The following is a 26,583-nucleotide window of genomic DNA, read 5'->3' as shown; positions in this document are numbered from 1 at the left end:
CACAAGATTAAAATATCATCAAATCCCGATGTTCTTCTATAGCGCATCGGGATTTTTTAGTGCCCTGCCAACAGCCCGCATGCTACCTTTTTTCATCAATGGGAAGGATGAGAAATGCCTTCATTAACAGCGAATAAGTAAGGAAAACTACTTTCTTCGTCTTCAAAGCAGATTATTTTGCGGATGATAAAATATTTGTCCATCCCATGGGGTTATATCCTATAGCAACCCCTATTTCGCGCCTAAGCCTAAGGGGTTTGTGAAACATCTACATCAACAACAACGTGAAAATGAATCTATTAAATAAAGTTGGACGCTATTCCTTCCTGTCAGAACCCTTCCATTGCGACTTCTCTCAGCGGCTGTTCATTGGCCGTTTGGGAAATATTCTGCTCAATGCCGCTGATTTCCACTCCAACGAACGTGGTTACGGCATGACCATTCTCCATCCGCTTCACAAAACTTGGGTGCTCTCTCGTCTGGCCATCGAGTTGGAAGAGATGCCCACGGCTTATCAAAAGTTCTACGTTGAAACGTGGGTGGAGGGCGTTATGAAATACTTCACCAACCGTAATTTTGCGGTGGTTGACGAAGGTGGACAAGTATTTGGCTATGGCCGTAGCGTTTGGGCCATGATTGATACAGACACACGCCAGCCCACCGACATCCAAACCGTCAACGATGGAATTGTCAGTCAGTATGTTGAGGTAGAAAAATCATGCCCCATTGACAAGCCTTCTCGGGTGAAGATGACCGACGCTGCCCAACGGATACGCAACATCGGCACTTGTTATAGTGATGTCGACATGAACGGACACATCAACAGCGTGAAGTATATTGAGCATGTTATGGATCTCTGGAACATGGATTTTCATCGCTCGCATCAGCTCAAGCGGATTGATGTGGCCTATGTGGCCGAGGCTTATGGCGGAGATGAATTGGCCTTTTATGTGGAGCAGACTGGTTCCGAAGAATACTGTGTGCGAATCACCAAATACGCAAAAGCAGCGCCTCAAGAAGTGGAAGTTTGTAGGTGTAAATTACTCTTTTTTCAAGCACGCCGCTAAACTCAATGAGTTTGGTGTCCAAACCCATTGATATTGGCCACTAAACCCATTGACTTTGCACCCCAATCTCTATGCTATTGATTTTGGCTCTCATGGGCTTTCGTTCAGAACATTGATGGGGATGTTCTGTTATTTTGATGTTTTCCGTGTCTTAATCTGACAGAATTTAGTATCTTTGCATTTGCAATTGGTTCTATACGGATAGAATGAAAAAGGGAATCAGGTGAAAGTCCTGAACAGTCCCGCTGCTGTGAGCAACCTTCAGCGCATGCGAACACAAAGCCACTGACAATTTTTCGGGAAGGCGTTTGCATGATGGGTTGCAAGTCAGAAGACCTGCCGTTGCAACATGTTCCTATTCGGACTCGAGGAAGACGAATAGATGAAATTTAATTGTAAAACTGTTTCATGCCAAGGTGTGTCATCACATTCGTGTTGTGCGCGTGTGTCTTGTCTGGTTTTTCGCAGAACGATTCGATACATGACCAGGTTCATGTGTTGGATACCGTTGTTGTATCCCGCCTGCGCAGCCATCGCTCCCTGCAGAGTACTACTCCGCTTCATACGCTCGGTCACAACGATTTGCAGCGCATGGGGGTATCCACGATGGCGGATGCCTTGCACCGTATACCGGGTATTACCTTGCGTGATTACGGTGGAGCTGGTGGCATGAAAACGGTGTCGGTGCGTGGTTTCGGCACACAGCACACGGGGGTGAGCTATGATGGTATCTTATTGAACAATAGTCAGAATGGCGAGATAGACCTCTCACACTATTCGTTGGATAATCTGGGCAGCCTGTCGTTGCTGGTAGGCGATAACGACCAGCTTTTCATTCCTGCGCGCAATGCCAGCGTACCCTCATTGTTGTTGTTGGAAACACGCTCCATGCTATTTGACGATGCTGCGCCGCACGTCACGTCACAGTTGCGTGTCGGCTCGTTTGGCTATGTGGGTCCGTTTGTTCGGTACGAGCAGAAACTGTCTTCCCGCATGGCACTCTCGGCCCTGGGTGAGTATGTGTATGCGGAGAACGACTATCCGTTCACCTTGCGTAACGTTTCAGTTGTAACTCGTGAGCGTCGCACCAACAGTAGGATGAATACTGGTCATGCTGAGCTGAATGCGTCGTGGCTTCCGGTATCCCATCATGAGTTGAAGGCGAAGGTGTATTATTACGACAACCGCCAGCAGTTGCCCGGCATAGTGAGGTATTATACCAACGAGAGTGACGAGACGTTGCACACGCAAAACTTCTTTGCGCAGGCGCAGTATGTGGTCACCAGCCTTCCCAAGTGGTCGTTCAAGTGGTTGGGAAAGTTCAATTGGTCATCGTCAAACTATCGCAATGGCAACTATCCAGATGGCGTGGTTGATGGGCATTACTGGCAGCGCGAGGCCTACACCTCGGCATGTGTCTTGTATGCTCCAAGCCGCCAATGGGCTTTCGATTATTCTGTTGATTACATCTTCAACAACCTCAACAGCTCTCGATTGCATGATGTGAAACCCTATCGCCAGGCCCTGTTGCAAACGCTGTCGGCCACTTATCGTCAACAGCGTTTCAAGGTGTTGGCCCGCTTGTTGGGGTCGCTTTACTTCAATGGGGCCCGTAAAGGTGACGGATCTGATGACATGCGCCGCTTGTCACCCTCTGTTTCTCTGTCGTATCAGTTGCTCCACCAGCCTGCCATGTATCTGCGCGCCTCGTATAAAAACATCTTCAGGGTTCCGACGTTCAATGAAAACTACTTCTACCATTATGGCAGTAAGGATTTAAAACCCGAGTTGACCGATCAGTTAAATATTGGACTCACCTTCCTGCATGACCAGTCGCCTTGGCGGATAGAGGCCTCACTCGACGGTTATCTCAACCATGTGAAAGACAAGATCGTGGCTGTGCCGTACAATATGTTTGTGTGGAGCAATATCAATGTAGGTAAGGTGCGCATCCTTGGGCTGGATGCCATGTTTCGTGCGGCTTGTCAGTTGGTGCCGCAACATGTGTTGCGGTACACGGGCAGTTATGGCTTTCAGCGTGCAGCCAACCGAACACTGAAAACGTCTCCTTACTATAACAACCAAATAGCCTATATGCCCCTGCACTCTGGCAGTATGTCGTTGGCCTATGAGAATCCGTGGGTTAACCTTACCGTGCATGCCTCGGGCGTGAGCAGTAACTGGAGCAACAACGAACACCATGACCAGAGCAAGATTGGAGGCTACATGGAATGGGGCGTCATGGCTGCCCGAACGTTTAAGGTGTGGCGCCATTCTTTGGCTGTAAGGGCTGATGTCAAGAATATTTTTAACCGACAATATGAGATTGTGGCCGGCTATCCGATGCCTGGCATCCAATATCAAATAACAATGAATTATCAATTTTAAAAAAACAATGAAGATGAAAAAGTATTTATTAAGTTTTGCCGTGTTGTTGATGGGCATGGCCATGTTCACGTCATGTAGTGACGATGAAGAGGATGTAACGCCTGGTCCTACTCCAATGAAGATGAAAACCACAGGCATTTATGTCATTAATCAAGGTAACGAGTATGCCAAGATTTCCGGCAGCATTACGGGCATTTCCACCAAGAACTGGAACGCAACCCAAAACTTCTTTGAGCTTGCCAACGGCCGAAAGCTGGGCATGACGCCCAATGATGCCATTATTTATGGCAGCCGCATGTACATTGCGGTATCTGCAGAAGGCACGGTAGAAGTGTTAGACAAGAACACCATGAAGTCGGTGAAACAAGTCAAGATTACCGACCTGCTGGGTAGTAAGGAAGGATATTACCCCCGCCATTTGGCAAGTGCCTATGGATGTGTGTATGTAACCACGTTTGGCGGCTATGTGGCAGCCATCGATACCGTATCATTGAGCTTGAAAAAGAAATACCAGGTAGGGTCTTATCCCGAAGGAATCACCGTGCATGGTAATACGTTGTATGTGGCTAATTCTGACTGGGGAAGAGGAAAAGGCAACTTATCTGAAATCAATCTGATCAACGGCACCGTGGCATCCATCAACGATCCGCTGGTTGTCAACCCCTCGAGCATCAAGGTTGTTTCCAAAGGTTTGTTTGTTCTCGACTCCGGTAAGTATGATAAGACAGGCAATCAGCAAGGTGCCGGCGTCATTCGGTTCATGTATGGAAAGGCTAAAAAGGTTGCCGATGCCACCATGATGGCCGTCATGAGCGTGAGTGGTAAGCCACACCGCATCTACACCATCAATGCTCCGTACACCAAACCGGCTACACCTGTTACATACCAGGTGTACGACATGCATACGGGTAAGACCAGTACGTTTATCAAAGAAGGGGTAGACTGTCCGGCTGCAATAGCGGTTGATCCCGTTTCGGGTTATGTGTACATTACGTCTTACAAGAAGAGTCCAGACACAGGCTTTGCTGATTATAGCACACCGGGCTATGTGAATATCTATGATGAGTCGGGTGTATTGCTCAAAACATTACCCACCGGCGTTGGTCCAGGTGCCATTGTTTTTGACCATCATAACGTGATGCAGTAAGCTGAACGCTGCATCGTATACACTATAGTCTGTGAGCTTCATAGACGCAACATGCCACCTCGGTTGTAACACATCGGGGTGGCATTTTTCAGTTCGCAGCTTTTGCGTCTTCATGCATGAAGGTTGTAAAAGTTAGCATGGACGCCCCATCGGTCAATTATTTTGGCTATCTTTGTATTCGCCTCAACAAAGAAAGTAAACTTTCTCTGTCTTCGGCTTGCACTATCTTTGCAGAAGATTGGCTTCGCCTTAACATAGAAAGTAAACTTTCTCTGTGTTCGGCTTGCGCAATCTTTGTAAAAAAGTAAACTTGAACAATCTTTCAATATGAAGAAAACTATCTTGATGAGCGTATGCCTGTGGTTGCTCGCAGCCATGGGATATGCGCAGAGTGTGCCAAACATGGCAAATTACAGTGTGATTCCTTTGCCACGACAAATCAACATGGTGAAGAGTAAGGGCTTTGTGCTGACCCCTCAAACCCGAATTGTGTACCCAGCATGTGACAGTGTGCTGAAGAAAGATGCCGAATTGCTGGCATCTTACATCTTTGAACTCACAGGCTGGCGACTCAAAGTGGCAACCAGTGCCACCGATGCACACAACATCGAGTTGTGTACGGGATTGCCACATCCCAATAAGGAGGCGTACAGCATGCGTGTTTCCCCACAAAAAATAACTATTCAAGGGGCGTCTGCCGCTGGCACTTTTTATGGTATTCAGACCTTGCGAAAGGCAATTCCCTTGAAGTGTAATATGGAGAAGGGAAGATGTGAGAAAGAGGATGGGAAGAGCAAGAAGTGCTGTTCAGCAACAGAACAGAAGGACTTGCTGCCTTATTCGTCAGGAATTGTGTTTCCAGCAGGTGAGATAATAGATTATCCGCAATATGCTTATCGAGGTGCGATGCTCGATGTGGCACGTCATTTCTTTGGGGTAGAAGCTGTCAAGACATTTATCGACATGCTTGCTTTGCACAACATCAACAATTTTCATTGGCATTTGACCGATGATCAGGGTTGGCGTATCGAGATAAAAAAATATCCGTTGCTGACCCAGAAGGCTGCATTCCGACCCGAAACGGCTATCGGACACACGGACAAGAAGGATGGCAAACCCCACGGAGGCTATTACACGCAGCAACAAATCAAGGAGATAGTGCAGTATGCGGCCGAGCGTCACATCAACATCGTGCCCGAGATAGATATGCCGGGACACATGGTGGCGGCCTTGTCGGCATACCCTAAGTTAGGATGTACGGGCGGTCCGTACAGCGTACGCACAGAGTGGGGCATTGCAGAGGAGGTGCTTTGCGCCGGCAACGACAGCACTTTGCAGTTTGCCAAAGACGTGATTGCCGAGGTGATGCAGCTCTTTCCTAGTCAGTATATCAACATTGGAGGCGACGAGTGCCCGAAGAAGTCGTGGCAAAACTGTGCCAAATGTCAGGCGAAGATTCAAAGTTTGGGACTTGTTACCGATGCACACCATACCAAAGAGCAGCGTTTGCAAAGCTACTTTATGAGCGAAATGGCGAATTTTATCACCCAGCATGGGCGCAAGGTGTGTGGCTGGGACGAAATATTGGAAGGTGGTGTGGCACCTAACGCAACGGTGTTGTCGTGGCGAGGCATTCAAGGAGCTGAAGAGGCTGCTCGCTTGGGACACGATGCCATTATGTGTCCCACCTCGAACATGTATTTCGATTATTACCAAACCGAAGACAGAGCCAACGAGCCTGTGGCTTTCAATGCCTATTTACCCATTGAGAAGGTGTATGCTTTCCTGCCTGTTCCCAAGTCGTTGACGCCACAACAGGCAAAGCATATCATTGGTGTGCAAGCCAATCTGTGGACCGAGCAGGTAAAAACGCTATCACACATAGAATATATGATGTTGCCACGGTTGGCAGCAGCATGCGAGGTGCAGTGGTCAAGCGAGCAGGAGAAGGATTATGGCAGCTTCTTACAGCGGTTGCCTCACATGCTGCAACTCTACACAGCCTGCGGCTATCGATATGCTGAACATTATTTCACGGTGAGCACGGTGCTGACACCATCGTCCAAAGGGCAAGCCATGGAGGTGGCTCTCAGTGCACCAGGGAAGGCGAAAATCTATTATACCACCGATGGAAGTGAGCCAAATGAGCAAAGCAAACCGTACAAAAAGCCGTTTTGTCTCAAGCGATCTGCTACCATTAAAGCCATAGCTTATAGTGATAGTCTGCACAGTGATGTGACCAAGGAGCAAATCATTGTTCACAAAGCCATGATGAAACCCGTTCGTTTTTGCACGCCACCCAACCATGCTTATCAAGGAAATAGTCCACAAGAGTTGGTGAATGGATTGCTGGGTAACACTTCGTTTCACTCTGGACGCTGGGTAGGATTCGTGGGAAACGATATGGACATCATCATCGATCTACAACACAGAATGCCCATTAAGAGTGTATCGGTGCGCACACTTACCGAACAATCCAACTGGATATTCCCCGATCGAGGCGTTTCCTTATTGGTGTCTGACGATGGAGAGCATTTCAAGGAGGTGTTTGCGGATACTAAACAATCGCTTCCGCACGTTGTGCCACCCAGTGTAAACACGCAAAAGATAACGCTTGAAAACGTCAAAGCACGGTATCTACGCATCAAGGTGTTGTCCGAACACAGTATGCCCCAATGGCATTATGGTTATGGACAGCCCGCCTTCTTGTTCGTAGACGAGATAACGGTTGATTAAGAAAACCGTAGGAAAAGAGTTCATCGTGCATGGTCATGATGAACTTTTTCGATGAAAAGGATATGACATGACCAGATAAATGCAGTTGATGACGGATAAAAGTTTTGCCCGCTGCAACTTTTACGGATGTGTCATCGTCCTATAAACAGTTAGTAAATGGCCTTCGTTGGTAGGTCATGTAATCCTCTAAATAGTAAATGGTATGAAGAAAATACTTTGGTTGGCATGTGCTGTGGTATGCGTAGTGACACTCGCATCGTGCGTGAACGTCGTTAAAAAGAAGGATGGTGGAAAGAAAATAACAAAGAGCGTGAATGTGCAACCGTTTAAACGCATCAACTTACAAACGGCTTGTGAAGTGCATTTTGTGCAAGCTGATTCTGTGAGTGTCAAGATAGTTGGGCCTGAAAATGTGATTAAGCACATCAAGACCACCAGTGACGGAACGGAATTAACCATCCAGCATACACGAAATAATGGATGGAGAAACCTGCGTTCCTGTGATGACGTGGATATCTATCTTACATCCCCCGACCTTATTTCAGTGTTGATGCGAGGCGCTGGTGATTTCAATATCGATCAACATTTGGATACAGATACCTTAACAATTCGATTGGAAGGGGCTGGTGATGTTGAGATAAAGGATCTGATTTGCGATGAAGTGAATGTGGAAATGAAAGGGGCTGGCGACATCGAACTCGAACAAGTGATTGCGTCGAAAGCCTCGTTCAAGCTCAAAGGAGTAGGAGATGTCAAGGCTCATCTGGCAAAATGTGACTGGGCGCAATGTGAACTCGAAGGGGTTGGCGACATCGAACTGTCGGGAACGGTTAGGCATTTCAGACACAAGGTGAGAGGAACTGGCTCTATAAACACTGACGATTTGCGGATTCTTTCCAATCGTTAGCCTTAGAAGAAAAGCGTGTTTCTTTGGGTGGCATCAATCTTTTTGGTGTTGTGAGGCAGTTGCTGTTGAATGCATCACGGCTTCACGACATTGAAAGGAATATTCGAGATGCCACTTCCTTATTTCAAAAATATGTTTTATCTTTGTAATTATAAAGGCTCTTGACGGGTCACTGTGCTAATGCGCAGCAAGGTGTTGACCAGTCATTGTCGACAAATGGATAAAACAGATACGAATGAAATATGCTGTTATCGCAGCGGGTGAGGGTTCACGTTTGAGCAAAGAGGGGATTAATGTCCCTAAGCCGTTGGTAAAAGTGCATGGAGAATCGTTGATTGACCGATTGATACGAATCTTCATGGAGCATGAAGCGGACGAAATCATCGTAATCTGCAACGAAGCCATGCCCGATGTTTATGCTCATTTGTGCGACCTCAAGGCAGATGGTTTGCAAGGCGTTCGTGTTCCCTTACGCCTACTGATGAAGCGTACACCCAGCTCAATGCACAGTCTGTATGCCATGAGCACATGGCTCAAGGGTTCACCTTTCTGTCTTACAACGGTAGACACGGTTTTCTTGGAACAAGCTTTCACCGATTACATTCGTACTTTTAAACATTCTGTCAATCATGGTGTTGATGCTTTGATGGGTGTGACTAGGTATGTGGATGATGAGAAACCACTCTATGTAGAAACTGACGCTGCGTACAATGTTTTGGGCTTTCATGATCAAAACCCTGGTCACCATACCTTCATCTCTGGTGGTGTTTATGGTCTGCACCCTCGTGTGTTGGACACCTTGGCTCACTGTATTGAGCGTGGCGAGCATCGCATGCGCAACTTTCAACGAGCATTGATTGCCGAACAATTGAAGGTTATGGCCTATGACATGGGGCGGGTGATGGACATCGATCACGCCTCTGACATCCCAAAGGCAGAGGAGTTCTTGCGAAATCCTGCGTCGTTGTTGAGCCAAACTCATTAAAACAGAATCATCGAAGGCCCGCAGTGCCTTCATCCAACGATATGAAAAATAAAATCATTGCTATCCGTCGTGACGTGAGATATTCGCTGGACGCAGAACAAAAAGACCGCGAGATTCTCGTTTCTGTCATCCAATGTCTGGGCGGTGACATTCCGATGATTGACGAAGCTCAACTCACAGACGAACTCAAGGCCGACGTTTATTTGTCAATGGGTCGCTTGCCAGCGACGTTGCAGTTCTTGCGAAAACGAGCCGCAGCGGGTGCTTTGGTGATAAATACGCCCAAGGCAGTGGAAGCGTGTGAGCGGAAGAATATCGTGAAGTTGATGCGAACGCACCATATTCCCATGCCTCCCGAGAAAGGAGAGCATGGCTATTGGCTTAAGCGTGGTGACGCCTTGGCACAAAGGGATAACGACGTGGTGTTTTGTCAAGACGAGGATGAGTTGAGAAAGCGGAAGGATGAATGGGAGAAACGCGGTATTCTAACTTGTGTGGAGAGTGCGAATGTTGAAGGCGACTTGGTGAAATTCTATTGCGTTGGGCATGACTTCTTCAGATGGTATCGCCTTCGTGCCTCCGAACAGGGGTACACTTTTGATGCGAAAGAGCTGCACCGCCATGCATGTAGATTGGCTGATATCATCGGTATTGATGTCTTTGGCGGTGATTGTATCGTGAGCGAAGATGGTCATTTCAGCATCATTGATTTTAACGATTGGCCCAGTTTCTCTCCTTGTAGGGAGGAAGCAGCTTGGGCCATTGCACAACTTTTAAAGGAAGTATGAGCAGGTTTCAAGAACTTTTGCAGGCTTCCATGAAGTCAAAAGACACGGAAGAGTGGCTTGATGTTCACTTCACACGACCTGTGGGTTTGGTGTTTGCCTTGATGTGGAAACAACTTGGTGTGCATCCTAACGCCGTCACCATCCTCTCTATCTTTCTTGGAGCAGGAGCAGCTTATTGCTTTTATTTTACTGACCTGTGTCACAATCTGTGTGGTGTGATGCTGTTGCTCTTGGCCAATCTTTGTGATAGCACTGACGGCCAGTTGGCTCGTCTCACTCACCAGCATACATTTATCGGGCGCATGCTTGATGGTTTCGCCAGTCAGTTGTGGTTTTTAGGTATCTATGTGGCGATTGCCATGCGCCTGCAGCATCAACCAATGCCGTTCACCGATATCCATTGGGGTATGGGAAGTTGGGCGTTGGCGGCCGTTGCAGGTATCTTGTGTCATTCACAGCAAAGTTCTTTGGGCGATTATTATCGGCAGATTCATCTTTATTTTTTGAAGGGTAAAGAGGGGAGTGAATTGGATCAATCGAAACAACAATACGACATTTATAAGTCATTGGAAAAGAATGAATGGTTGAAAAGACTGTTTTACGTCAATTATGCCAACTATTGTCGAGGACAAGAACGGCGCACACCCGCGTTTCAGCGGTTCTTCCAAGCCTATCTTGGACATCCACAAGAGGATGTGAAGCAGCGTTTCGTGGCAGGAAGCCGACCGCTCATGCCCTATGCCAACATTCTGACGTTCAACACACGTGCTATCTGTTTGTACGTTACCTGCCTACTCAACTGTCCATGGGTGTACTTTGTCTTCGAGATAGTGGTTCTTCATATGCTCTACATTTACATGCACAATCGCCATGAAACCTTGTGTAAACTGCTTTTGAGCGACCTCGAAAAACTTCCAAAACACATTTAACCATGGAGAAGATTATGAAAAAAAATACATCAGACATCACGGGATTGATACTTGATTTTGGTGGAACCATCGATACAAACGGCCAGCATTGGGGCAAGATGTTGTGGCATTCTTACCAACAAGAGGGGATGCCAGTGTCGGAAGATGCTTTTCGTGAGGCTTATGTTCATGGTGAACGCACGCTCGAGAAGAATCCTTTGGTTCGGGCAGATTATACTCTCAAGAGGACGATAGATGTCAAGTTGCGGCTCGAGTTGGAGCAGTTGTGCATCCTTGGAGCCTGGGATGCGGATGAAAAAGAACTGAAACGGATGCACCAACAATTAACAAATCGTGTATATGAGCATGTCTCAACCATCATTTATCGCAACAGGATTGTTCTTGAGAAGCTACACCATCGATATCCTCTTGTGATGGTTACCAACTTTTATGGTAACATGAGACAGGTTTTGAAGGAGTTTCAGCTTGACGATTTGTTTGAAGATGTCATTGAATCTGCTGTGGTTAACATCCGAAAACCGGATGCCCGACTGTTCAAAATGGCACTTGATGTTTTGCAAATGCCAGCCGCTAATGTTCTTGCAGTTGGTGACAGTTTCTACAAAGACATAGAACCCGCCTCTGCAATAGGCTGCCAAACTGCTTGGTTGAAGGGTGAAGGATGGACGGACAAGCAGTATGATGAAACGCTTCCAACCTATATATTATCTGATTTTCACGATTTATTGAAAATCTAATGAGGCTTTTTAATAAAGGTTTGATTTAGTTTATAACAGGTTGAGGTGAGACTTTTTTAGGGTTGTAAGAAGATGTAACTTCCTTCAATCGTTACCTCTTCTTCGGCGATGAGCATTTCCAAAGCTTCGTCTAATTGGCGTCTTGCAATGGACAGTTGATGGAGTTCCGTCAGATGATGCTTCTCCCCGTCGTTCAAAAAAAGCTTGATTTGGTCTTGTGCTGGCTTTATTTTTTCTTCTGAAGTCTGGTCCGTATAATGTTCCAGACACACATCACAGCGCATACAGTCTTGCACATCGGTCTCTCCGAAATAGCGTAAAAGCTGCCTACTTCTACACACTTCATCGTTTTTGGCATAGTTGATGACCGACCGAACGCGCTTGGTGTATTCTTCTTTCCTTTGCTCGTACACTTCAGCAGGAATGATAAGCCGGTCAATCTCCTCGCGGTCACGGGTGTAAGTGATGAACGGCATCTTGCGTTGTGGAATGAAATGAACGATACGCCGCTGCGTCATTCCACGCAACAGCAGATACACTTGCTCTCTCGTCAGTTCGGTTTGCTGGGCTAAAAGCCCCTCATCGATGTAAACATAATCAGTGAACAATCCGCCGTAGTTGCGCAAAAGGGCCGTAAGGAGTTTCTCTTCATAAGGTGTGAGATGTTCCAATTTGTACAGCTCATTGCGCCCAATGAGGAACATCAGACGTGCACTGGAGTCGGGATCGGTCTCATAAACAAGATAACCTGCACGTGCCAACAGATGTAAGGCCGAATTGACAGGCACGGGAAAGTACTTGTATGTCATGCAAAATTTGCCGATATCAAAGGAAAATGTGTGTCCTTTGCCACTGTGGATGCCTATCTCATAGTAGAAAGCCAGACTCTGATAGACATTCTTGATATACTCCTTTTCGGGGAAGTTGTCTACAATTCGCTTGTCCAATTTGCGTTCATCGCCGCCATTGTAGAGCAAAACAGCATAGGAACGGTTGCCATCACGCCCTGCACGTCCCGCCTCTTGGAAATAAGCTTCCAGCGAGTCGGGGCAGTCCATGTGCACCACGATGCGCACGTCGGGCTTGTCAATGCCCATTCCAAAAGCATTCGTGGCTACGATGACACGCACCACATCGCTTTGCCAAGCCGTCTGTCGTTCGTCTTTCACGGCGGGTTCAAGCCCCGCATGATAAAAGGTTGCAGTAATGTTATTCGCGTTCAGTATCTCTGCAATCTCCTTGGTGCGCTTCCTGCTTCGTACATAAACGATGGCGCAGCCACGCACTGAGTTGAGAATATGAACGAGTTCTTCATTCTTGTCCTGCGCATTGCGTACCACATACGTCAGGTTTTCGCGCTCAAAGCTCATGTGGAACGCATTCTTCTCCTTGAACTCCAGCTTTTCTTGGATGTCCACAATAACCTTAGGAGTGGCTGTTGCGGTCAAAGCCAGTAGGGGAGCGTCGGGCTTTTCCTTGCGGATGTTCGCTATTTGGAGGTATGCTGGTCGGAAATCATAGCCCCACTGACTGATGCAGTGAGCCTCGTCGATGGTGATAAAGCTGACGTTCATGCGGCGCAACTTCATCAAAAACAGTTCAGAACCGATGCGTTCGGGCGAGATATACAATAACTTCACACCCCCGAAGATGCAATTATCGAGCGCCGTGGTAATCTCCCGTTGGCTCATTCCTGAATAGATGGCTGTGGCCTGTATGCCTTTTTCTCGAAGATGTTGCACTTGGTCTTTCATCAAGGCGATGAGCGGAGTCACCACGATGCACACGCCTTCCTGTGCCAGTGCCGGCACTTGGAAGGTGATGGACTTGCCCCCTCCCGTCGGCATCAGCCCCAGTGTGTCTTTTTGCTGCCCAATACTTTCGATGATGTCACGTTGTATGCCACGAAAATCAGTATACCCCCAGTATTGGTGCAGTATGTTCAGGTATTTATCTTCGGCCTGCATGTCGTTAGAAATCCTGCTCCTCTTCTTCGGTAGGACGTATATCTTCTATTTGCAATTGCATGGCATTGCGCTTGAATACGTTGTCCTCAAGTGTGTAGGCGATGTCAAAACCGCGCTTCGACTTGATGTATCGAGCCGATGCACTCTGTCCGAAGGCAATGCCGTTGACGATGTTACTCGACTTTGAATCAACCAGCTCAAGCTTGATGTGCTCTTGTTCGCGTCCTACTACCTTACTGGTACCATAGTCGAACACGCCGAGTGTGCCGAAAAGAGGTTTAGAATTACCCGGCCCAAAGGGTGAGAATTTTTTCAAGTCAGCATGCAACCGTTTGGTGATGTCCTTGAAATCGATGATGGCATCGATGTCTAAGATAGGCTCAGTTTGTTCGGGTTCGATGTGTAGATCCACGTATTTCTGAAACCGTTCTCTGAATTTCTTGATGTCATCCCATCGCAAGGTCAAGCCGGCGGCGTAGGTGTGTCCGCCGAAATTGACGAGCAAATTTCGGCAACTCTTGATGGCCGAATAAACGTCAAAGCCCGTCACGCTGCGCGCAGAACCTGTGGCAAACTCGCCGTCGCGTGTCAATACGACCGTTGGGCGAAAGTAAATCTCAGTCAACCGCGAGGCTACGATGCCAATAACGCCTTTCTTCCAGTTCTCATCATACAGCACGATGGACGAATGATGCTTTTGGCTTTCCAGCTTGGCAACTATCTGGTTGGCCTCTTCGGTCATCTGTTTGTCGATGTCTTTGCGCTGTTCGTTGTATTCATTGATGTGTTTTGCCTGTCTCAGCGCACTGGCAAAGTCCTTCTCAACCAAGAGGTCCACGCTCTCCTTGCCATTCTCCATGCGTCCCGAAGCATTGATGCGTGGCCCAATTTTGAACACGATGTCGCTCATGGAGATGTCCCTTCCATTGAGGTTGCAAATGTCTATGATGGCCTTCAAACCCACACTTGGGTTCTGGTTCAGTTGTTTCAGACCATGAAACGCCAATATTCTGTTTTCGTCTGTCACGGGTACAATGTCGGCCGAGATGCTCACTGCGCAGAAATCGAGCAGTGGGATAAGCCGTGAAAAAGGAATACTATTGTTCTTAGCAAAGGCTTGCATGAACTTAAAGCCCACTCCACATCCCGACAGATGCTTGAAAGGATAGCTGTCGTCCGGGCGCTTTGGGTTTAAGATGGCCACGGCGGGTGGCATCACTTCGTCAGGGACGTGATGATCACAGATGATGAAATCAATTCCAAGGCTTTTGGCGTATGCTATTTCGTCAATTGCCTTGATGCCGCAATCCAGAATAATAATCAGTTTAACACCCGTTTCCTGCGCATGGTCTATTCCCTTTTTGCTCACACCGTAGCCCTCATCGTAGCGATCGGGGATATAATAATCGATGTTGGAATAGAATTGCTGCAGGAACTTATACACCAATGCGACGGCCGTACAGCCATCCACATCGTAATCACCATACACCATAATGCGCTCTTTGCGTCCCATGGCGTCGTTCAATCTGTCTACGGCTAAATCCATGTCTTTCATAAGAAATGGATTGATGAGGTCTGCCAGTTGTGGGCGAAAGAATCGCTTGGCGGCAGACTCCGTAGTGATGCCACGACGGATGAGCAATTGAGCGAGAAGGGGGCTGATGTTCAGTTTCTCTCCTAACTCATTGGCTGCCTTTGTTTCTTCTGATGTAGGTGGTACATAATTCCATTTGAAATGCATTTATATTGTTTTTTTTATTTTGTCTTACCGTGTCCGCATAAAAAGGATGCGGGTGTGAATTTCATGGGATTTGTAAGCTATTTTGCGTGTAAAGATACAAAATATTTGTCATATTCCATTGCTTTTATCTCAAATATTTTTTTATCACGATGCATTCAAATTCAAAACTGTTTGATACCCAGATTTCAACTCATCATGTGCTTTTAGGGTGTACTGAACAAAAAGACCGCTTATCCTTATCGGGTAAGCGGTCTGTAGATGTTATGTAGGGCGGTGGCTTTTGGCCCCAGCCTTTTACAAGTTAATCTTCTTACGGATATCTTGTGGAACGGCGTTCTTATTCACCATGAAGTCCATGGTCTTGTAAGCAATGAAAGCCTTGGTCATATACCAAATACCTTTATACTTGCCACTTTCTCCCCAAGAGTTCTTCACCATGTAGTATTCTTTGCCATTCTGGTCTTTAGCGATACCAAAGATGTGCATGCCGTGGTCATCGGTTGTCTCCCAGTTGTCGAACGCTTCCTGGCGCATCTCTTGTGTAGGAACCACTTCTGGGGCGTTGATACCCAGAGAATCTACCTTGGCTACCTTCGAAGATTTCGACATCTTCACCCAACGGTCAGCGTCAGTTCCAGAGAGGTCGCGAGCCTTCTTCAGGTCGTAGGCGATGCCCAATCCGCTGCGTGTGAATCCGTCTTCCGAGACGTCGCCACCCCATGCTACGGTATAACCGTTGTCAAGTGCATTGTCGATAATCCTGCAAATGTCGTCAATGGGGATATTCCAGCTCAAAGGCCAGCGCCAGTTGTCCTGCACCTCAACAGCAAATTGAGTCCAGAAGGGGTGGTGTGTGTAGCTGGTGAAGTGTACGTAGTCGTTCATGTCCAGTCCAAGACTTGCCGCAAATGATTGTGGAGTATAAGTTTTTCCTTCGTAAGTAAATGATTCAGGAGTTTTGCCAAGATAAGCATCAAGAATTCCTACCATTCCTTTTTTCCATGCAGAAGAAATTTTCTTTTGCTTACTTTTTGCTATTGTTTCAACGTATGGTGTCAAGAGTTCAAAGAATTCGCTAAAGTTAGCCAACGAGTCACCTGTCATTGTACCAGGCAATGGCATCGCTGTTTCGGGAACCATGCCATAGTGTTGCCAACAATAAACAGGGTCGTATGTGCTACCTCCTTGTGCAAAACTAACATCACCGTGCATGCGTACAGCCTTTTCAGCTCGGTCTTGGTATGTCTTGTGTGCTACGAACATCTCGCACAGGTCGTACGTTTTCCCTGTCTTCTTCAAGATTTCACTTTCCAAGAAGCTCAAGGTAGAATAAGCCCAGCACGTACCGCTGCGGTTCTGATCCTTGATACTCGTAATCTTGTTTTGCTTAACAACGGTAAATACCGGCTTGTTGTTTTTGGGGGCAGTCTTTTTCTTAGCTGCCTGTGCGCCCGTTGCCATGATGGCCAAGAGGGCGAACATTAAAATTTTCTTCATGTTTTTGAATAGTTTTAATAAATTATTTAGTTGAATTGTTAGCCATAAATGCTTCTACATCTTTGGGATGATAGGGTATGCGGTCTTTTCCAAGGAAGCGGCATCCGTCTTTGGTAATTAGGATATCGTCTTCAATACGAATACCTCCAAAATCTTTGTACGTTTCCAACTTGTCAAAGTTCAGGAATTCTGCACAATGCCCGGAGGCCTTCCATTCGTCGATTAGTGCGGGAATGAAATAGATGCCCGGTTCGTCTGTTACCACGAAGCCTTCTTCTAAGCGGCGTCCCATGCGCAGGGCATTGGTGCCGAACTGTTCGAGATTGGGACGAGTTTCATCGTCAAATCCCACGTAGATTTGTCCCAAGGCTTCCATGTCGTGTACGTCCATGCCCATCATGTGACCCAGTCCGTGCGGCAAGAACATGGCATGAGCGCCAGCTCTAACAGCCTCTTCGGTGTCACCTTTCATCAGTCCCAGTTCTTTCAGGCGCTCTGTCATAAGCTTGCATACAGAGAAATGCACGTCCATGTACTTCACTCCTGGTTTTGCAACTTCGAGTGCATGGTCGTGGCAAGCCTCTACAATGCTGTAAATCTCCAGCTGTCGTTGGGTGTACTTGCCGTTCACGGGGAAGGTGCGGGTGTTGTCCGAACAATAATTGTTCACCGTTTCAGCTCCGGCATCACACAGTGCCAGCCTTCCAGCTTCAAGCTTGGCCAGTGAGGGATTGCCGTGCATGATTTCGCCGTGCTGTGAGAAGATGGTTGGGAAGCTCACCATGGCACCATACGAGTTGGCAATGCCGTCTACCTGACCGCCTACAAACTTCTCGGTTACACCGGGTTTGGTCAGGCGCATGGCAGTGGTGTGCATCAGATAGCCAATCTTCGCCGCGCGTTCCAGTTCTTCAATCTCCTGCGGTTCCTTAGTAGAACGCATCTTTACGACAGCCTTGATGAGATCGAGTGAGGCGCTTTCTTTCTGCTGACTGGGATGGATTCCCAGCAAATCGTATATCTGTAACTTGATGTCGTGGCGGTAAGGCGGCAGAAAATGTATTTTGCGCTTGCTGCCGATGGCTGCGTTGCAGAGGGTTTTGAGATGCTTCATCGGGGCCGAGTGCTTCACTCCAACTTGTTCGGCCATGTCCTTGACGCTGTCTACAGAGCCAAACCAAACGATGTCTTCTATGTCGATGTCGTCGCCAATCAAGGTTTCGGTGTCGTTGTCGATGTCGATGACACCCACCAGTCCGTCTCTGTTCTGTCCGAAATAATACAGAAACGATGAGTCTTGACGGAAAGGATGATAACCGTTAAAAGGTCCGTTGGCAGGCGATTCGTTGTTGCCAAACAGGATGATAAGGCCTTGACCCACTTCTTTTTTCAGTTGGGCGCGGCGTCTTATGTAAGTTTGTTGATCGAACATGATAATAATTTTTGTTAGTGTAGTAATCTGTTGTGGCTTGTCATGGATGTTACAAAACAATGATTTGTTGTCCGCGACAACCTTATTCTCGGCAAAGATACTAAAAAGTGATTGAAAAATTGTAACTTTGTTGCAATAAATAACTTGTTTTTATGCATATTGAGAGGAATACAGGACTGGTGTTGGAAGGTGGAGGCATGCGTGGCGTGTTTACCAGTGGTGTTCTGGATGCTTTCATGAAGCATGGTGTATATTTCCGTCATGTCGTCGCCGTGTCGGCCGGTGCGTGTAATGGCATGTCGTACATCAGCAGACAACCGCGCAGGGCGCGCTTGTCTAACATCGACTTTTTGACTCAATATGGCTACATTGGTTGGCGACATTTACTCAGACAGGGTTGCATCTTTGATCAAGAATTGTTGTATGATAAATTTCCAAACGAATACATACCATTCGATTTTGATTCGTTTTTTCAGCGGTCAGCGACCTTTGAAATGGTGACTACCAACTGTCTGACGGGACAAGCGGAATACCTCACGGAGTCGAACGACCGGCAACGTTCGCTGGATATTGTGCGCGCTTCGAGCAGTTTGCCGTATGTCAGCAAAATCGTAAGGGTAGATGGCATCCCCATGCTCGATGGCGGCATCGTCGACTCGATTCCTGTGATGCGGGCCATAGAGACGGGGCATCCGCAGAACGTGGTGATTTTGACGCGCAACAAAGGCTACCGCAGTAAGGAACGCGACCGTAAGATACCTCCCTTTGTTTATAAGAAATATCCCCGTCTGCGTGTGGCCCTGAGCCGCCGAGTGGCCGCTTACAACGAGCAACTGGAACTGGTGGAGCGGCTCGAGGAGTTGGGGAAGGTTGTGTGTATCAGGCCCCAAAGACCCATGGAGGTGGGACGAATGGAGAAAGATATCGGCAGGCTGGAGCGGTTGTATCAAGAGGGCTTCATGCTGGGCAATGCCTTCTGCGAAACCTTATCATGATGCTTTTCCAGAGATGTTGTATCTTTTGGATAAACAATATCTTATGCTGTTGCTTCAAGATGCTGTTCGTTTGTCGTTTCTTCTTTGATGATGTATTTGGGTGAGGGGCCGTACTTATTAGGCTGGGGCTTTCCATCCAGCACGCAAAGTACGAATGTTACCAGACCGGTGACCATGACAACGATTAGCGAGATGATGAAGATGGGGTCGGTGAACATGCCCATGCTGGCTTCTGGATTGGCATTGACACTCATTAGTTCTTCGCCAATGCCTGTTCCATAAATATATAGTGTGTAGACAGCTGTTGATGCATAGTTTGCGAAAACCCACCATTTGCTGGCACCACGGTCTTGCAATCGGCGCACGGTAATGGCAAGGGCAAGCGATAAGACAGCAAGGTCACAGATGGCGGCAGCCAGTAGTGGCAGGAAAGCCTTACAGATATTGGTTAGGATGAAATAGCATACCATGTAGGCTAACATGAACCACCAGAAGTCTGAACGACGTGTGCGGCCATGGAAGTCGAAAAGTCGTTTACATCCTTTTCTTACAGCTTCTGGAAATGAGGGTTGTGTTTTCTCAATAAATTTAGTCATAGGTTTTAAAGATAATATAGTTTTAATAGTTTGTCAATCATGTATTTGAGGATTGTGGGGCGTGTCTTCCAGCAGGTCGGGGCGCAGCCTGCGGGTACGTTCCAGGGCTTGTTCCATTTCCCAGTTCTTGATTTTCGCCTCGTTGCCGCTGAGCAATATCTCTGGAACCTTCCACCCTTTGTAGTCGGCCGGGCGTGTGTAGATAGGGGCGGAGAGCATGTTGTCTTGGAACGAGTCGCTCAGTGCGCTCTGCTCATCGCTGATTACTCCTGGGACAAGGCGTATGATGGCATCGGCCATCACAGCCGCAGCCAGCTCGCCACCCGTTAAGACGTAGTCGCCAATGCTAATCTCGCGAGTGATTAGATGGTCGCGAATGCGCTGGTCTATGCCTTTGTAGTGGCCGCAAAGAATGATGATGTTGCCCTTCATGGATAGGTCGTTGGCCACCTGTTGGTTGAATTGTTCACCGTCGGGCGACGTGAAAATCACCTCATCGTATTCCCTTTCGGCTTTCAAGGCGGTGATACAGCGGTCAATAGGCTCGCACTGCATCACCATACCGGCAAAGCCTCCGTACGGATAGTCGTCCACGCGTCGCCACTTGTCGGTGGTGTAATCGCGCAAATGGTGTAGGTGTATCTCGGCTAATCCCTTCTTCTGTGCTCGCAATAGAATGGATTCATTGACGAATCCCTCGAGCATTTCGGGCAAAACTGTAATGATGTCTATTCGCATATTGTGACAAAAGTAAGAAAAAAGCATTAATGTTAATGACACTAATTCCTTAAATAATGTGAAATAAGTGAATGATAGATAGATTGAAAAGACGTGAAAAACGTTTTTTCTTCATGTGTTCCATGCGTGCGAACAACCCTTGATTGGTGGGATGGAATGGTACACAGAGGTAATCGTTTGCAGGTGTATTTGCAAACAAATGCTATGATTTGTGAAAAAATAGGGCATGAAACTCCATCGGTTTTCGTAACTTTGTAGCCGACAATATTTCACAAAACACGATTTTATCGATATGAAAACAAAAATCATCACCATGCTTTTGGCGGGTCTGAGCCTGTCGGCAGTAGCGCAAAACGTACAGTTTCATTACGATTTAGGCCACAACATCTACAGCGAGTTGAGTGGGCGTCCGTCGGTAACAACAACCGTGGAAATGTTCAAAGCAGACAAGTGGGGGAGTACTTACATGTTCACTGACCTCGATTATCAGCGTGATGGCGTGGCTGGTGCTTATTGGGAGATATCCCGTGAGTTCAATCTGACGCCCAACAAGCAGTGGGCCGCACACGTTGAGTATAACGGTGGACTGTCTTCTGATGAGAAAACTTGGAACGCTACCCGCTTTCAACATGCTGCATTGCTGGGTGGTGCGTGGAATTGGCACAACGACAATTTCTCCAAAACCTTCTCGGTGCAATTGTTGTATAAGCAGTTTTTCAAGAGTAGGCACATGGGTGCGAAGGCTTTCAGCAGTGTGCAACTCACGGAAGTGTGGGGTGTTAACTTCGCCAACAACCTGATGTCGTTCAGCGGTTTTTGTGATCTTTGGTACAATTCGAATGTAAACGGTAATTTCATCTTTTTGTCTGAACCTCAGTTGTGGGTCAACCTTAATGCCATCAAGGGTTGGGAAGGGGTAAACCTGAGCATCGGTTCAGAGGTGGAACTCAGCAATAATTTCGTTTGGAATGACCATGGAAAGAACAATAAGTTTTACGCCATTCCAACTTTAGCTGCAAAGTGGACGTTCTAACTGACATCCATCATCCCGCAACATGCGTCCTGTTTGTGCTGGTTCATCAAAGTGTTTGAAGTGATGAACCCAGTAGTCAAAGCGACGGATGTTGCGGGATGAAAAAGAAAAAACTCAGGTGAATTGTTCCCTGAATTGATCTTCTGATATAATCTCTATCCCCAATTCTTTTGCTTTTTTATTCTTTCCGGAGGTAGAGTTCACATTATTATTAATAAGGTAGTTGGTCGATTTACTCACGCTTCCTGTCACATGTCCGCCTTGATTTTCGATATAAGCCTTGAGCTCAGCGCGGTTTTTGTAGTGATGTACGTCGCCTGTGATGACGAAAGTGAGGCCTTCGCACCTCGCACCTGTAGGCTGTGTGGACGGCTGTTCAACGTTTAACGTCTTCAACAGGTCATCAACCACGTTTCTGTTTGCTTCCACTTGGAACCATTTCACAACCGAAGCCGATGTTTCCGGACCAATTCCGGGGATGTTGGCAAATGCCTCTGGCGTGTCAGCCTCAATGGCTTTGCTAATGAGTTCGTGCAAAGAGTAAGCGTCCAGCAGGCGTTTGCAAGCGTCAACACCACACATGGGAATGGTCAAGGCATAGAGGAATTTGCGCGCTTCCACAGTCCTTGACTTTTCAATGGAGCGCATCATGTTGCCCGCTGACTTGTTTCCAAATCCTTCCAATGATGCGATTTGTTGGGCATAATTGGGTAAACGGTAGATGTCAGCGTAGGTGTTGAGCCATCCTAAGTTAATGAATTTGGCCAACGTTTGCTCAGAAATGCCATCGATGTCCATGCCGTTTTTCGACACAAAGCGATTGAATTTCTTCAATTGTTTGGCCGGACAAGCCTCGTTAGTGCAGTGAAGGGTGCGCGTACCGCTTGCCTTGCTGATGTCGATGCGTGTTTGATGATGGCAAACGGGGCATTCGTGCGGTATTTCCAACGCTCCAACAGTTTGCACAACCTTAATCACTTTCGGGATAATTTTATTGGCCTTGATCACCGACAGCACGCTGCCTGGTCCGCCAATGCCCAACCTTTCGCATTCGCTAATGTTGCACAGCGATGCCTTTTTCACGGTTGTTCCCTCCAATTCTACTGGCTTGAACACCGCAACGGGTGAGATGGTAGACGCTGCGCACGACCATTCAATGTACTCAAGTTCGGTCGTAGCCGCTTCATCCTCCCACTTAAAGGCCAGTCCAGCGCGTGTGGCATGATGGCCAGTGATAGAGCCTGTGGCAGCAAAAGCCGTGTCGTCGAACGTGATAACCAAGCCGTCGACGGGGAAGGGACATTGGTTGTGGGTAACCAGGTTGGTCCATTGTTCAATGGCTTGGTTCACGTTGTGGATGGAAGGGTCGCTGATGCGTTCGTGTTTCACCACGTTGAAGCCCATTTCTCTAAGCCAATCCAAGCGTTCTCCCCAAGAGTTTATCGCCTCATCTGTGTGCACCAGCGTGAACGGAATCCACTGTATTTTGCGCCGTTTCACCTCTTCAACATCCTTCAACGTGAGCGATCCCGATGCGAGGTTGCGTGGGTTGGCGTATGCTTCATCCGCTTCCATGTTGAATACTTCAAAGTCTGCGTACGAAATCACAGCCTCTCCGCGAATCACAAGATGTCCTGTGGTCTTGATGGTGGCTGGAATTCCCTGGATGGCAGGAGCCAAATGGGTGATGTTGGTGCCGATGTGTCCGTTGCCACGCGTTACCACTTTGGTGAGTTTCCCATCGTCATAAGTCACCACGAGGGTCAAACCGTCCAGCTTCCACGACAGCCATATCGGTCGTCCTTCAGCCCATTTTACCAGTTCTTCGGGCTTCTTGGTCTTCGCCAGTGACAGCATTGGAAACTCGTGCGCCTCTTTCTGTCCGGTGATTGTGCCGTCAGAAACATTCGTGGTGGGACTGTCTGGCAGCACCAATCCACTTTCTTGTTCCAGTCGTTTCAGCTCATCGAACTTGGCATCCCATTCAAAGTCGGTCATCGACTCAGTTCGTCCGCTATAATAATTGTCTGATGCACGGTTGAGCTCTTCCACCAACTGCTGCATCTTTTGCCGTAAGTCGTTTGTCATCAGATTGTTCTTGTCTTGAGAATTTCTATCAGTTTTCTGTCGGCCTCCGTCCATTTCAGGTCTTGCAACTCATCGATGGTGAGCCATTTATAGTCCAAGTGTTCCAACATCTTGAACTCTCCGTCGCCGCCTTTACAAAGGTAAGCCGTGAGATGCATGTTGAAATCGGGATAGTGGAATTCCACTGTGCCCACTTTTTTGCCCACAAAAACATCCCAATCCATCTCTTCCTTTATTTCTCTCACCAGTGCTTCGTGGTCAGATTCTCCCGCTTCAACCTTTCCACCGGGAAACTCCCAGTGTTCTGAAATGTACGCATAGTGCGAGCGTCCCCGCTGCATGCACAAGTATTTGTCGCCGTCCTTGATGATGGCAGCTACCACATGATATGTCTTTTCTTTCATCTTTTCTTGGTTTTTATTTTGCTTCAAATGTACAAATAATTATTGATAATGTTGTACTTTTGCATAAAATAGGCTGCACCTTAACATAGAAAGTGAACTTTCTCTGTTTTCGGTTTGCGCTATTTTTGCAAGCAATAAAACAGTAATTATGGCTATTGTAATAGGAATTGACGTAGGAATCAGTACGACAAAAATCGTGGGAATTAATGATGATGGCACCGTGGTGGCCCCCATTCGCATCAAGGCTACCGACCCGGTGACCTCGCTCTATGGTGCGTTTGGCAAGTATTTGCACGACAACAAGATTTCTCTTGGCGAGGTAGAGCAGGTGATGCTCACCGGTGTTGGTGCGGCTTATGTTGATGACCCCGTGTATGGATTGCCCACGGCCAAGGCAGAAGAGTTTATCTGCAATGGGCTTGGGGCACAGTTTGAGACCGAGTTGGACGACATGATCGTTGTGAGTATGGGTACCGGAACCAGCCTTATCCAATGTTTGGGCGATGACATTCGCCATATTGGGGGCATGGGATTGGGAGGCGGAACGCTCATCGGACTGTCGCGCATCATGCTCAAGACAGACGATATCAAGCAGATTTCTATGTTGGCTATGCAAGGTGACGGTTCGAATATCGATGTGCGCATCGGCGACATCAGTCCCAATCCGCTGCCCAACTTACCCAAAACCGCCACTGCCTCACTCTTTGGCAACGCCAAGAGTAACGCCTCGCGCGAGGACATAGCACTGGGCATCATCACCATGGTGCTACAAACCATCGGAAGCAGCACCATCCTGGCCTCGTTGGGCACGGGCATCAAGGACTATGTTCTCATCGGCAACCTCACGCTTCTACCTCAGTGTAAGTCCATATTCGGTGGCATGGAGAAGTTGTATGGCGTGAATTTCATCATTCCCAAGTACAGTGAATTCTGCACAGCCATTGGTGCTGCACTGTGTTTTATCGATAAAAAACGGAAATAAGCCATCGGTCTTACACGCTGTCGGATAGGGAATCAGGCTTGTTCATGGATGTAATTTTTCTTGACAACAAGCTTGCTTATTTTGGACGTATTTGCGAACAAAGCAAACCCTGGGCGCAAATACGCCAAATATGAGTGGCTTTTGTATGTAGTTGATATATAAAGAATTACATCTGTATATAACCCTTATTCCATCTCTTTTCACGCATTTTTTAGCCAAAAGCATAGCTCTTGGTGCCCAATTCACATGACTTTGCAGCGCAAAAGCATGTTGGTAGGCCGCCAAAGTGCTGCATTTTGTGGTGAAAAATCATTGTTTTTGCGGAAAAACTCGATATTTCTATCCAAATTACTCCTTGTTTGCATCCTTCCTGCCTATTGATTTTTTCTAGATTGAAAGATTTGAAGAGCCGTTTTGAAGGAGTTGAAGCATCAAAATATCGAACAATATTTTGTGCGCCAGTCTTGGTTTCAACTGTGGTGGGTTACGCCCCTACAGTTTGTAAGCTCTCTTTTCCATTGCGGTATTCCTTGGGTGTCAGCCCCGTCATTCGTTTGAAGTATTTGCTGAAAAAACTGTCGTTTGGGAAGCCGAATTGATCGGATATTTGCGTGATGAGCTGATCGCTGTGGCGCAGCATGACTTTGATGCGCAGAATGGTCGAACGGTCTATCCATTCTTTGGCCGTCACATCGCTTACTTGCTTGATTACTGTTCCCAGATAGCGTTGTGTGAGGTTCATGCGGTTGGCATAGTAGTCCAATTGCCGTTGGGTCCCGTTAGCTTGGTTGACCATCTGTATGAATTCTTGGAAAATGGTTCGTTCGCGCGTCTGTTGGTGCACATGTTGCTGTGCATGTGTATTATATATATGGTGTACTTGGTGGAGAATGGCACTCATCAGGTCGGGAATCAGCTCACTATCATCACCATACAAATGCACCACATCCCACAAGATGTTGAATAGATGGAAGAAAACTGCTAGGTCGGCTTTACACGGTTGCATAATTGATTCGGTCATCTGGTTGATCAAGAAGGCGGGAATGGGGCCTTTGTACCAACCGTTGAGTTGTTCGGGGTTAAGGGTGATTACCATAAAATTCACGTCCTTACTGAACTTTTTCATTTCAATGATGCTGTTAGGCGTGAGGCTTATCAGCGTGCCTTGCTTCAGATGGGAGGGATGCAGGTTGATGTTTCCTTCTATTTCCCCACTTTTCACAAAACCAATACGCAAGTCGGTGAACTGCAAGAGATTCTTGGCAAACCCCGAGTCACGCAGACTGGGCAAAATATTTTTGATCATGGCAAACCGCTTTCCCAGATAAGGTTTTTTGTCATTGGGCTGGACAGACTGCTCAACGATTTCCTTGAAACGATCAAAACTGATATGTTTGGCTTGTTGTTTTCTCATCAATTTCATCTT

Annotated in this window: 21 protein-coding genes and 1 riboswitch; of the genes, 12 read left to right on the top strand and 9 right to left on the bottom strand. The window is 47.3% G+C overall.

Features of this window, described 5'->3' with window-relative positions:
* Positions 1–290 precede the first annotated feature (290 nt).
* The 9 genes from NQ518_RS05120 (at position 291) to NQ518_RS05080 (ending at position 11,684) form a co-directional block, all read left to right on the top strand.
* Positions 291–1,067 carry an acyl-[acyl-carrier-protein] thioesterase gene (locus tag NQ518_RS05120; RefSeq protein ID WP_227960614.1) on the top strand — a complete coding sequence of 259 codons (777 nt, stop codon included), beginning with the start codon at positions 291–293 and terminating at the stop codon, positions 1,065–1,067.
* 171 nt (positions 1,068–1,238) lie between these two features.
* Positions 1,239–1,425, top strand: a riboswitch (cobalamin riboswitch).
* A gap of 50 nt (positions 1,426–1,475) precedes the next feature.
* A complete protein-coding gene (locus NQ518_RS05115; RefSeq protein WP_227960615.1) occupies positions 1,476–3,455 on the top strand; it encodes a TonB-dependent receptor plug domain-containing protein in 1,980 nt (659 codons plus the stop codon).
* A gap of 13 nt (positions 3,456–3,468) precedes the next feature.
* Positions 3,469–4,602: a YncE family protein gene (locus NQ518_RS05110; protein WP_040562370.1), complete on the top strand. Its 1,134-nt coding sequence runs from the start codon at positions 3,469–3,471 to the stop codon at positions 4,600–4,602.
* A gap of 327 nt (positions 4,603–4,929) precedes the next feature.
* Positions 4,930–7,338 (top strand): glycoside hydrolase family 20 protein, encoded by a 2,409-nt coding sequence (locus tag NQ518_RS05105; RefSeq protein WP_227960617.1) that lies wholly within the window; start codon positions 4,930–4,932, stop codon positions 7,336–7,338.
* A 202-nt stretch (positions 7,339–7,540) separates the two neighbouring features.
* Positions 7,541–8,245 (top strand): GIN domain-containing protein, encoded by a 705-nt coding sequence (locus tag NQ518_RS05100; protein WP_227960619.1) that lies wholly within the window; start codon positions 7,541–7,543, stop codon positions 8,243–8,245.
* Positions 8,246–8,480: 235 nt separating this feature from the next.
* Positions 8,481–9,230 (top strand): NTP transferase domain-containing protein, encoded by a 750-nt coding sequence (locus tag NQ518_RS05095; protein WP_004348400.1) that lies wholly within the window; start codon positions 8,481–8,483, stop codon positions 9,228–9,230.
* Between the two features lie 41 nt (positions 9,231–9,271).
* Positions 9,272–10,018: an ATP-grasp domain-containing protein gene (locus tag NQ518_RS05090; protein WP_227207336.1), complete on the top strand. Its 747-nt coding sequence runs from the start codon at positions 9,272–9,274 to the stop codon at positions 10,016–10,018.
* Entirely contained in the window at positions 10,015–10,947 is a 933-nt protein-coding gene (locus NQ518_RS05085; protein WP_227207334.1) for a CDP-alcohol phosphatidyltransferase family protein, read from the top strand. The genes NQ518_RS05090 and NQ518_RS05085 overlap by 4 nt, the downstream gene beginning before the upstream one ends.
* A gap of 14 nt (positions 10,948–10,961) precedes the next feature.
* Entirely contained in the window at positions 10,962–11,684 is a 723-nt protein-coding gene (locus tag NQ518_RS05080) for an HAD family hydrolase (protein ID WP_227207332.1), read from the top strand.
* A gap of 56 nt (positions 11,685–11,740) precedes the next feature.
* Here NQ518_RS05080 and NQ518_RS05075 read toward each other — a convergent pair whose 3' ends face one another.
* The 4 genes from NQ518_RS05075 to NQ518_RS05060 all read right to left on the bottom strand — a co-directional run bounded on the left by NQ518_RS05075 (position 11,741) and on the right by NQ518_RS05060 (position 18,321).
* The gene (locus NQ518_RS05075; protein WP_227960621.1) at positions 11,741–13,651 is read right to left on the bottom strand and encodes a RecQ family ATP-dependent DNA helicase; all 1,911 of its coding nucleotides are present in this window, start codon (positions 13,649–13,651) and stop codon (positions 11,741–11,743) included.
* 4 nt (positions 13,652–13,655) lie between these two features.
* Entirely contained in the window at positions 13,656–15,392 is a 1,737-nt protein-coding gene (gene recJ, locus NQ518_RS05070; protein ID WP_227960623.1) for a single-stranded-DNA-specific exonuclease RecJ, read from the bottom strand.
* A gap of 294 nt (positions 15,393–15,686) precedes the next feature.
* Positions 15,687–16,889, bottom strand: a complete 1,203-nt coding sequence (locus NQ518_RS05065) for a C1 family peptidase (RefSeq protein WP_260107761.1) — start codon at positions 16,887–16,889, stop codon at positions 15,687–15,689.
* Positions 16,890–16,911: 22 nt separating this feature from the next.
* Positions 16,912–18,321: an aminopeptidase P family protein gene (locus NQ518_RS05060; RefSeq protein ID WP_227960625.1), complete on the bottom strand. Its 1,410-nt coding sequence runs from the start codon at positions 18,319–18,321 to the stop codon at positions 16,912–16,914.
* Positions 18,322–18,473: 152 nt separating this feature from the next.
* Here NQ518_RS05060 and NQ518_RS05055 point away from each other — a divergent pair, with 152 nt between their 5' ends.
* A complete protein-coding gene (locus tag NQ518_RS05055) occupies positions 18,474–19,316 on the top strand; it encodes a patatin-like phospholipase family protein (protein WP_227960627.1) in 843 nt (280 codons plus the stop codon).
* 41 nt (positions 19,317–19,357) lie between these two features.
* On the opposite strand, the gene NQ518_RS05050 is transcribed toward NQ518_RS05055, so the two are convergent.
* The gene (locus tag NQ518_RS05050; protein ID WP_227960629.1) at positions 19,358–19,912 is read right to left on the bottom strand and encodes a DUF805 domain-containing protein; all 555 of its coding nucleotides are present in this window, start codon (positions 19,910–19,912) and stop codon (positions 19,358–19,360) included.
* Positions 19,913–19,945: 33 nt separating this feature from the next.
* Positions 19,946–20,650 (bottom strand): tRNA (guanosine(37)-N1)-methyltransferase TrmD, encoded by a 705-nt coding sequence (gene trmD / locus NQ518_RS05045; protein WP_004348481.1) that lies wholly within the window; start codon positions 20,648–20,650, stop codon positions 19,946–19,948.
* A gap of 292 nt (positions 20,651–20,942) precedes the next feature.
* Between trmD and NQ518_RS05040 the strand changes: the two genes are divergently transcribed.
* Positions 20,943–21,683, top strand: coding sequence for a nucleoside-specific channel-forming Tsx family protein (locus NQ518_RS05040; RefSeq protein ID WP_227960630.1), 741 nt, complete (start codon positions 20,943–20,945; stop codon positions 21,681–21,683).
* A 114-nt stretch (positions 21,684–21,797) separates the two neighbouring features.
* Here the strand turns inward: NQ518_RS05040 and ligA are convergent, their stop codons facing one another.
* Positions 21,798–23,771: an NAD-dependent DNA ligase LigA gene (ligA, locus tag NQ518_RS05035; protein WP_227960632.1), complete on the bottom strand. Its 1,974-nt coding sequence runs from the start codon at positions 23,769–23,771 to the stop codon at positions 21,798–21,800.
* On the bottom strand, positions 23,771–24,175 hold the full coding sequence (locus tag NQ518_RS05030; protein ID WP_227960634.1) for a (deoxy)nucleoside triphosphate pyrophosphohydrolase: 405 nt from the start codon (positions 24,173–24,175) through the stop codon (positions 23,771–23,773). The genes ligA and NQ518_RS05030 overlap by 1 nt, the downstream gene beginning before the upstream one ends.
* A 148-nt stretch (positions 24,176–24,323) precedes the next feature.
* On the opposite strand from NQ518_RS05030, the gene coaW reads away from it, so the two are divergent.
* The gene (coaW, locus tag NQ518_RS05025; protein WP_036872772.1) at positions 24,324–25,157 is read left to right on the top strand and encodes a type II pantothenate kinase; all 834 of its coding nucleotides are present in this window, start codon (positions 24,324–24,326) and stop codon (positions 25,155–25,157) included.
* A 484-nt stretch (positions 25,158–25,641) separates the two neighbouring features.
* On the opposite strand, the gene NQ518_RS05020 is transcribed toward coaW, so the two are convergent.
* The gene (locus NQ518_RS05020; RefSeq protein ID WP_227960641.1) at positions 25,642–26,571 is read right to left on the bottom strand and encodes an AraC family transcriptional regulator; all 930 of its coding nucleotides are present in this window, start codon (positions 26,569–26,571) and stop codon (positions 25,642–25,644) included.
* Positions 26,572–26,583: the final 12 nt, after the last annotated feature.

Origin of the sequence: Hoylesella buccalis ATCC 35310 (assembly GCF_025151385.1) — a bacterium.
GTDB classification, from domain to species: domain Bacteria; phylum Bacteroidota; class Bacteroidia; order Bacteroidales; family Bacteroidaceae; genus Prevotella; species Prevotella buccalis.
The sequence above is the reverse complement of the archived record's forward strand: the minus strand, read 5'-3'. Positions and strand labels throughout refer to the sequence as shown.

Excerpts from the sequence above, each read along its gene's own strand:
- NQ518_RS05120 (WP_227960614.1), top strand. The coding sequence starts at position 291 with ATGAATCTATTAAATAAAGTTGGACGCTATTCCTTCCTGTCAGAACCC.
- NQ518_RS05115 (WP_227960615.1), top strand. The coding sequence starts at position 1,476 with ATGCCAAGGTGTGTCATCACATTCGTGTTGTGCGCGTGTGTCTTGTCT.
- NQ518_RS05110 (WP_040562370.1), top strand. The coding sequence starts at position 3,469 with ATGAAAAAGTATTTATTAAGTTTTGCCGTGTTGTTGATGGGCATGGCC.
- NQ518_RS05105 (WP_227960617.1), top strand. The coding sequence starts at position 4,930 with ATGAAGAAAACTATCTTGATGAGCGTATGCCTGTGGTTGCTCGCAGCC.
- NQ518_RS05100 (WP_227960619.1), top strand. The coding sequence starts at position 7,541 with ATGAAGAAAATACTTTGGTTGGCATGTGCTGTGGTATGCGTAGTGACA.
- NQ518_RS05095 (WP_004348400.1), top strand. The coding sequence starts at position 8,481 with ATGAAATATGCTGTTATCGCAGCGGGTGAGGGTTCACGTTTGAGCAAA.
- NQ518_RS05090 (WP_227207336.1), top strand. The coding sequence starts at position 9,272 with ATGAAAAATAAAATCATTGCTATCCGTCGTGACGTGAGATATTCGCTG.
- NQ518_RS05085 (WP_227207334.1), top strand. The coding sequence starts at position 10,015 with ATGAGCAGGTTTCAAGAACTTTTGCAGGCTTCCATGAAGTCAAAAGAC.
- NQ518_RS05080 (WP_227207332.1), top strand. The coding sequence starts at position 10,962 with ATGAAAAAAAATACATCAGACATCACGGGATTGATACTTGATTTTGGT.
- NQ518_RS05075 (WP_227960621.1), bottom strand. The coding sequence starts at position 13,651 with ATGCAGGCCGAAGATAAATACCTGAACATACTGCACCAATACTGGGGG.
- recJ (WP_227960623.1), bottom strand. The coding sequence starts at position 15,392 with ATGCATTTCAAATGGAATTATGTACCACCTACATCAGAAGAAACAAAG.
- NQ518_RS05065 (WP_260107761.1), bottom strand. The coding sequence starts at position 16,889 with ATGAAGAAAATTTTAATGTTCGCCCTCTTGGCCATCATGGCAACGGGC.
- NQ518_RS05060 (WP_227960625.1), bottom strand. The coding sequence starts at position 18,321 with ATGTTCGATCAACAAACTTACATAAGACGCCGCGCCCAACTGAAAAAA.
- NQ518_RS05055 (WP_227960627.1), top strand. The coding sequence starts at position 18,474 with ATGCATATTGAGAGGAATACAGGACTGGTGTTGGAAGGTGGAGGCATG.
- NQ518_RS05050 (WP_227960629.1), bottom strand. The coding sequence starts at position 19,912 with ATGACTAAATTTATTGAGAAAACACAACCCTCATTTCCAGAAGCTGTA.
- trmD (WP_004348481.1), bottom strand. The coding sequence starts at position 20,650 with ATGCGAATAGACATCATTACAGTTTTGCCCGAAATGCTCGAGGGATTC.
- NQ518_RS05040 (WP_227960630.1), top strand. The coding sequence starts at position 20,943 with ATGAAAACAAAAATCATCACCATGCTTTTGGCGGGTCTGAGCCTGTCG.
- ligA (WP_227960632.1), bottom strand. The coding sequence starts at position 23,771 with ATGACAAACGACTTACGGCAAAAGATGCAGCAGTTGGTGGAAGAGCTC.
- NQ518_RS05030 (WP_227960634.1), bottom strand. The coding sequence starts at position 24,175 with ATGAAAGAAAAGACATATCATGTGGTAGCTGCCATCATCAAGGACGGC.
- coaW (WP_036872772.1), top strand. The coding sequence starts at position 24,324 with ATGGCTATTGTAATAGGAATTGACGTAGGAATCAGTACGACAAAAATC.
- NQ518_RS05020 (WP_227960641.1), bottom strand. The coding sequence starts at position 26,571 with ATGAGAAAACAACAAGCCAAACATATCAGTTTTGATCGTTTCAAGGAA.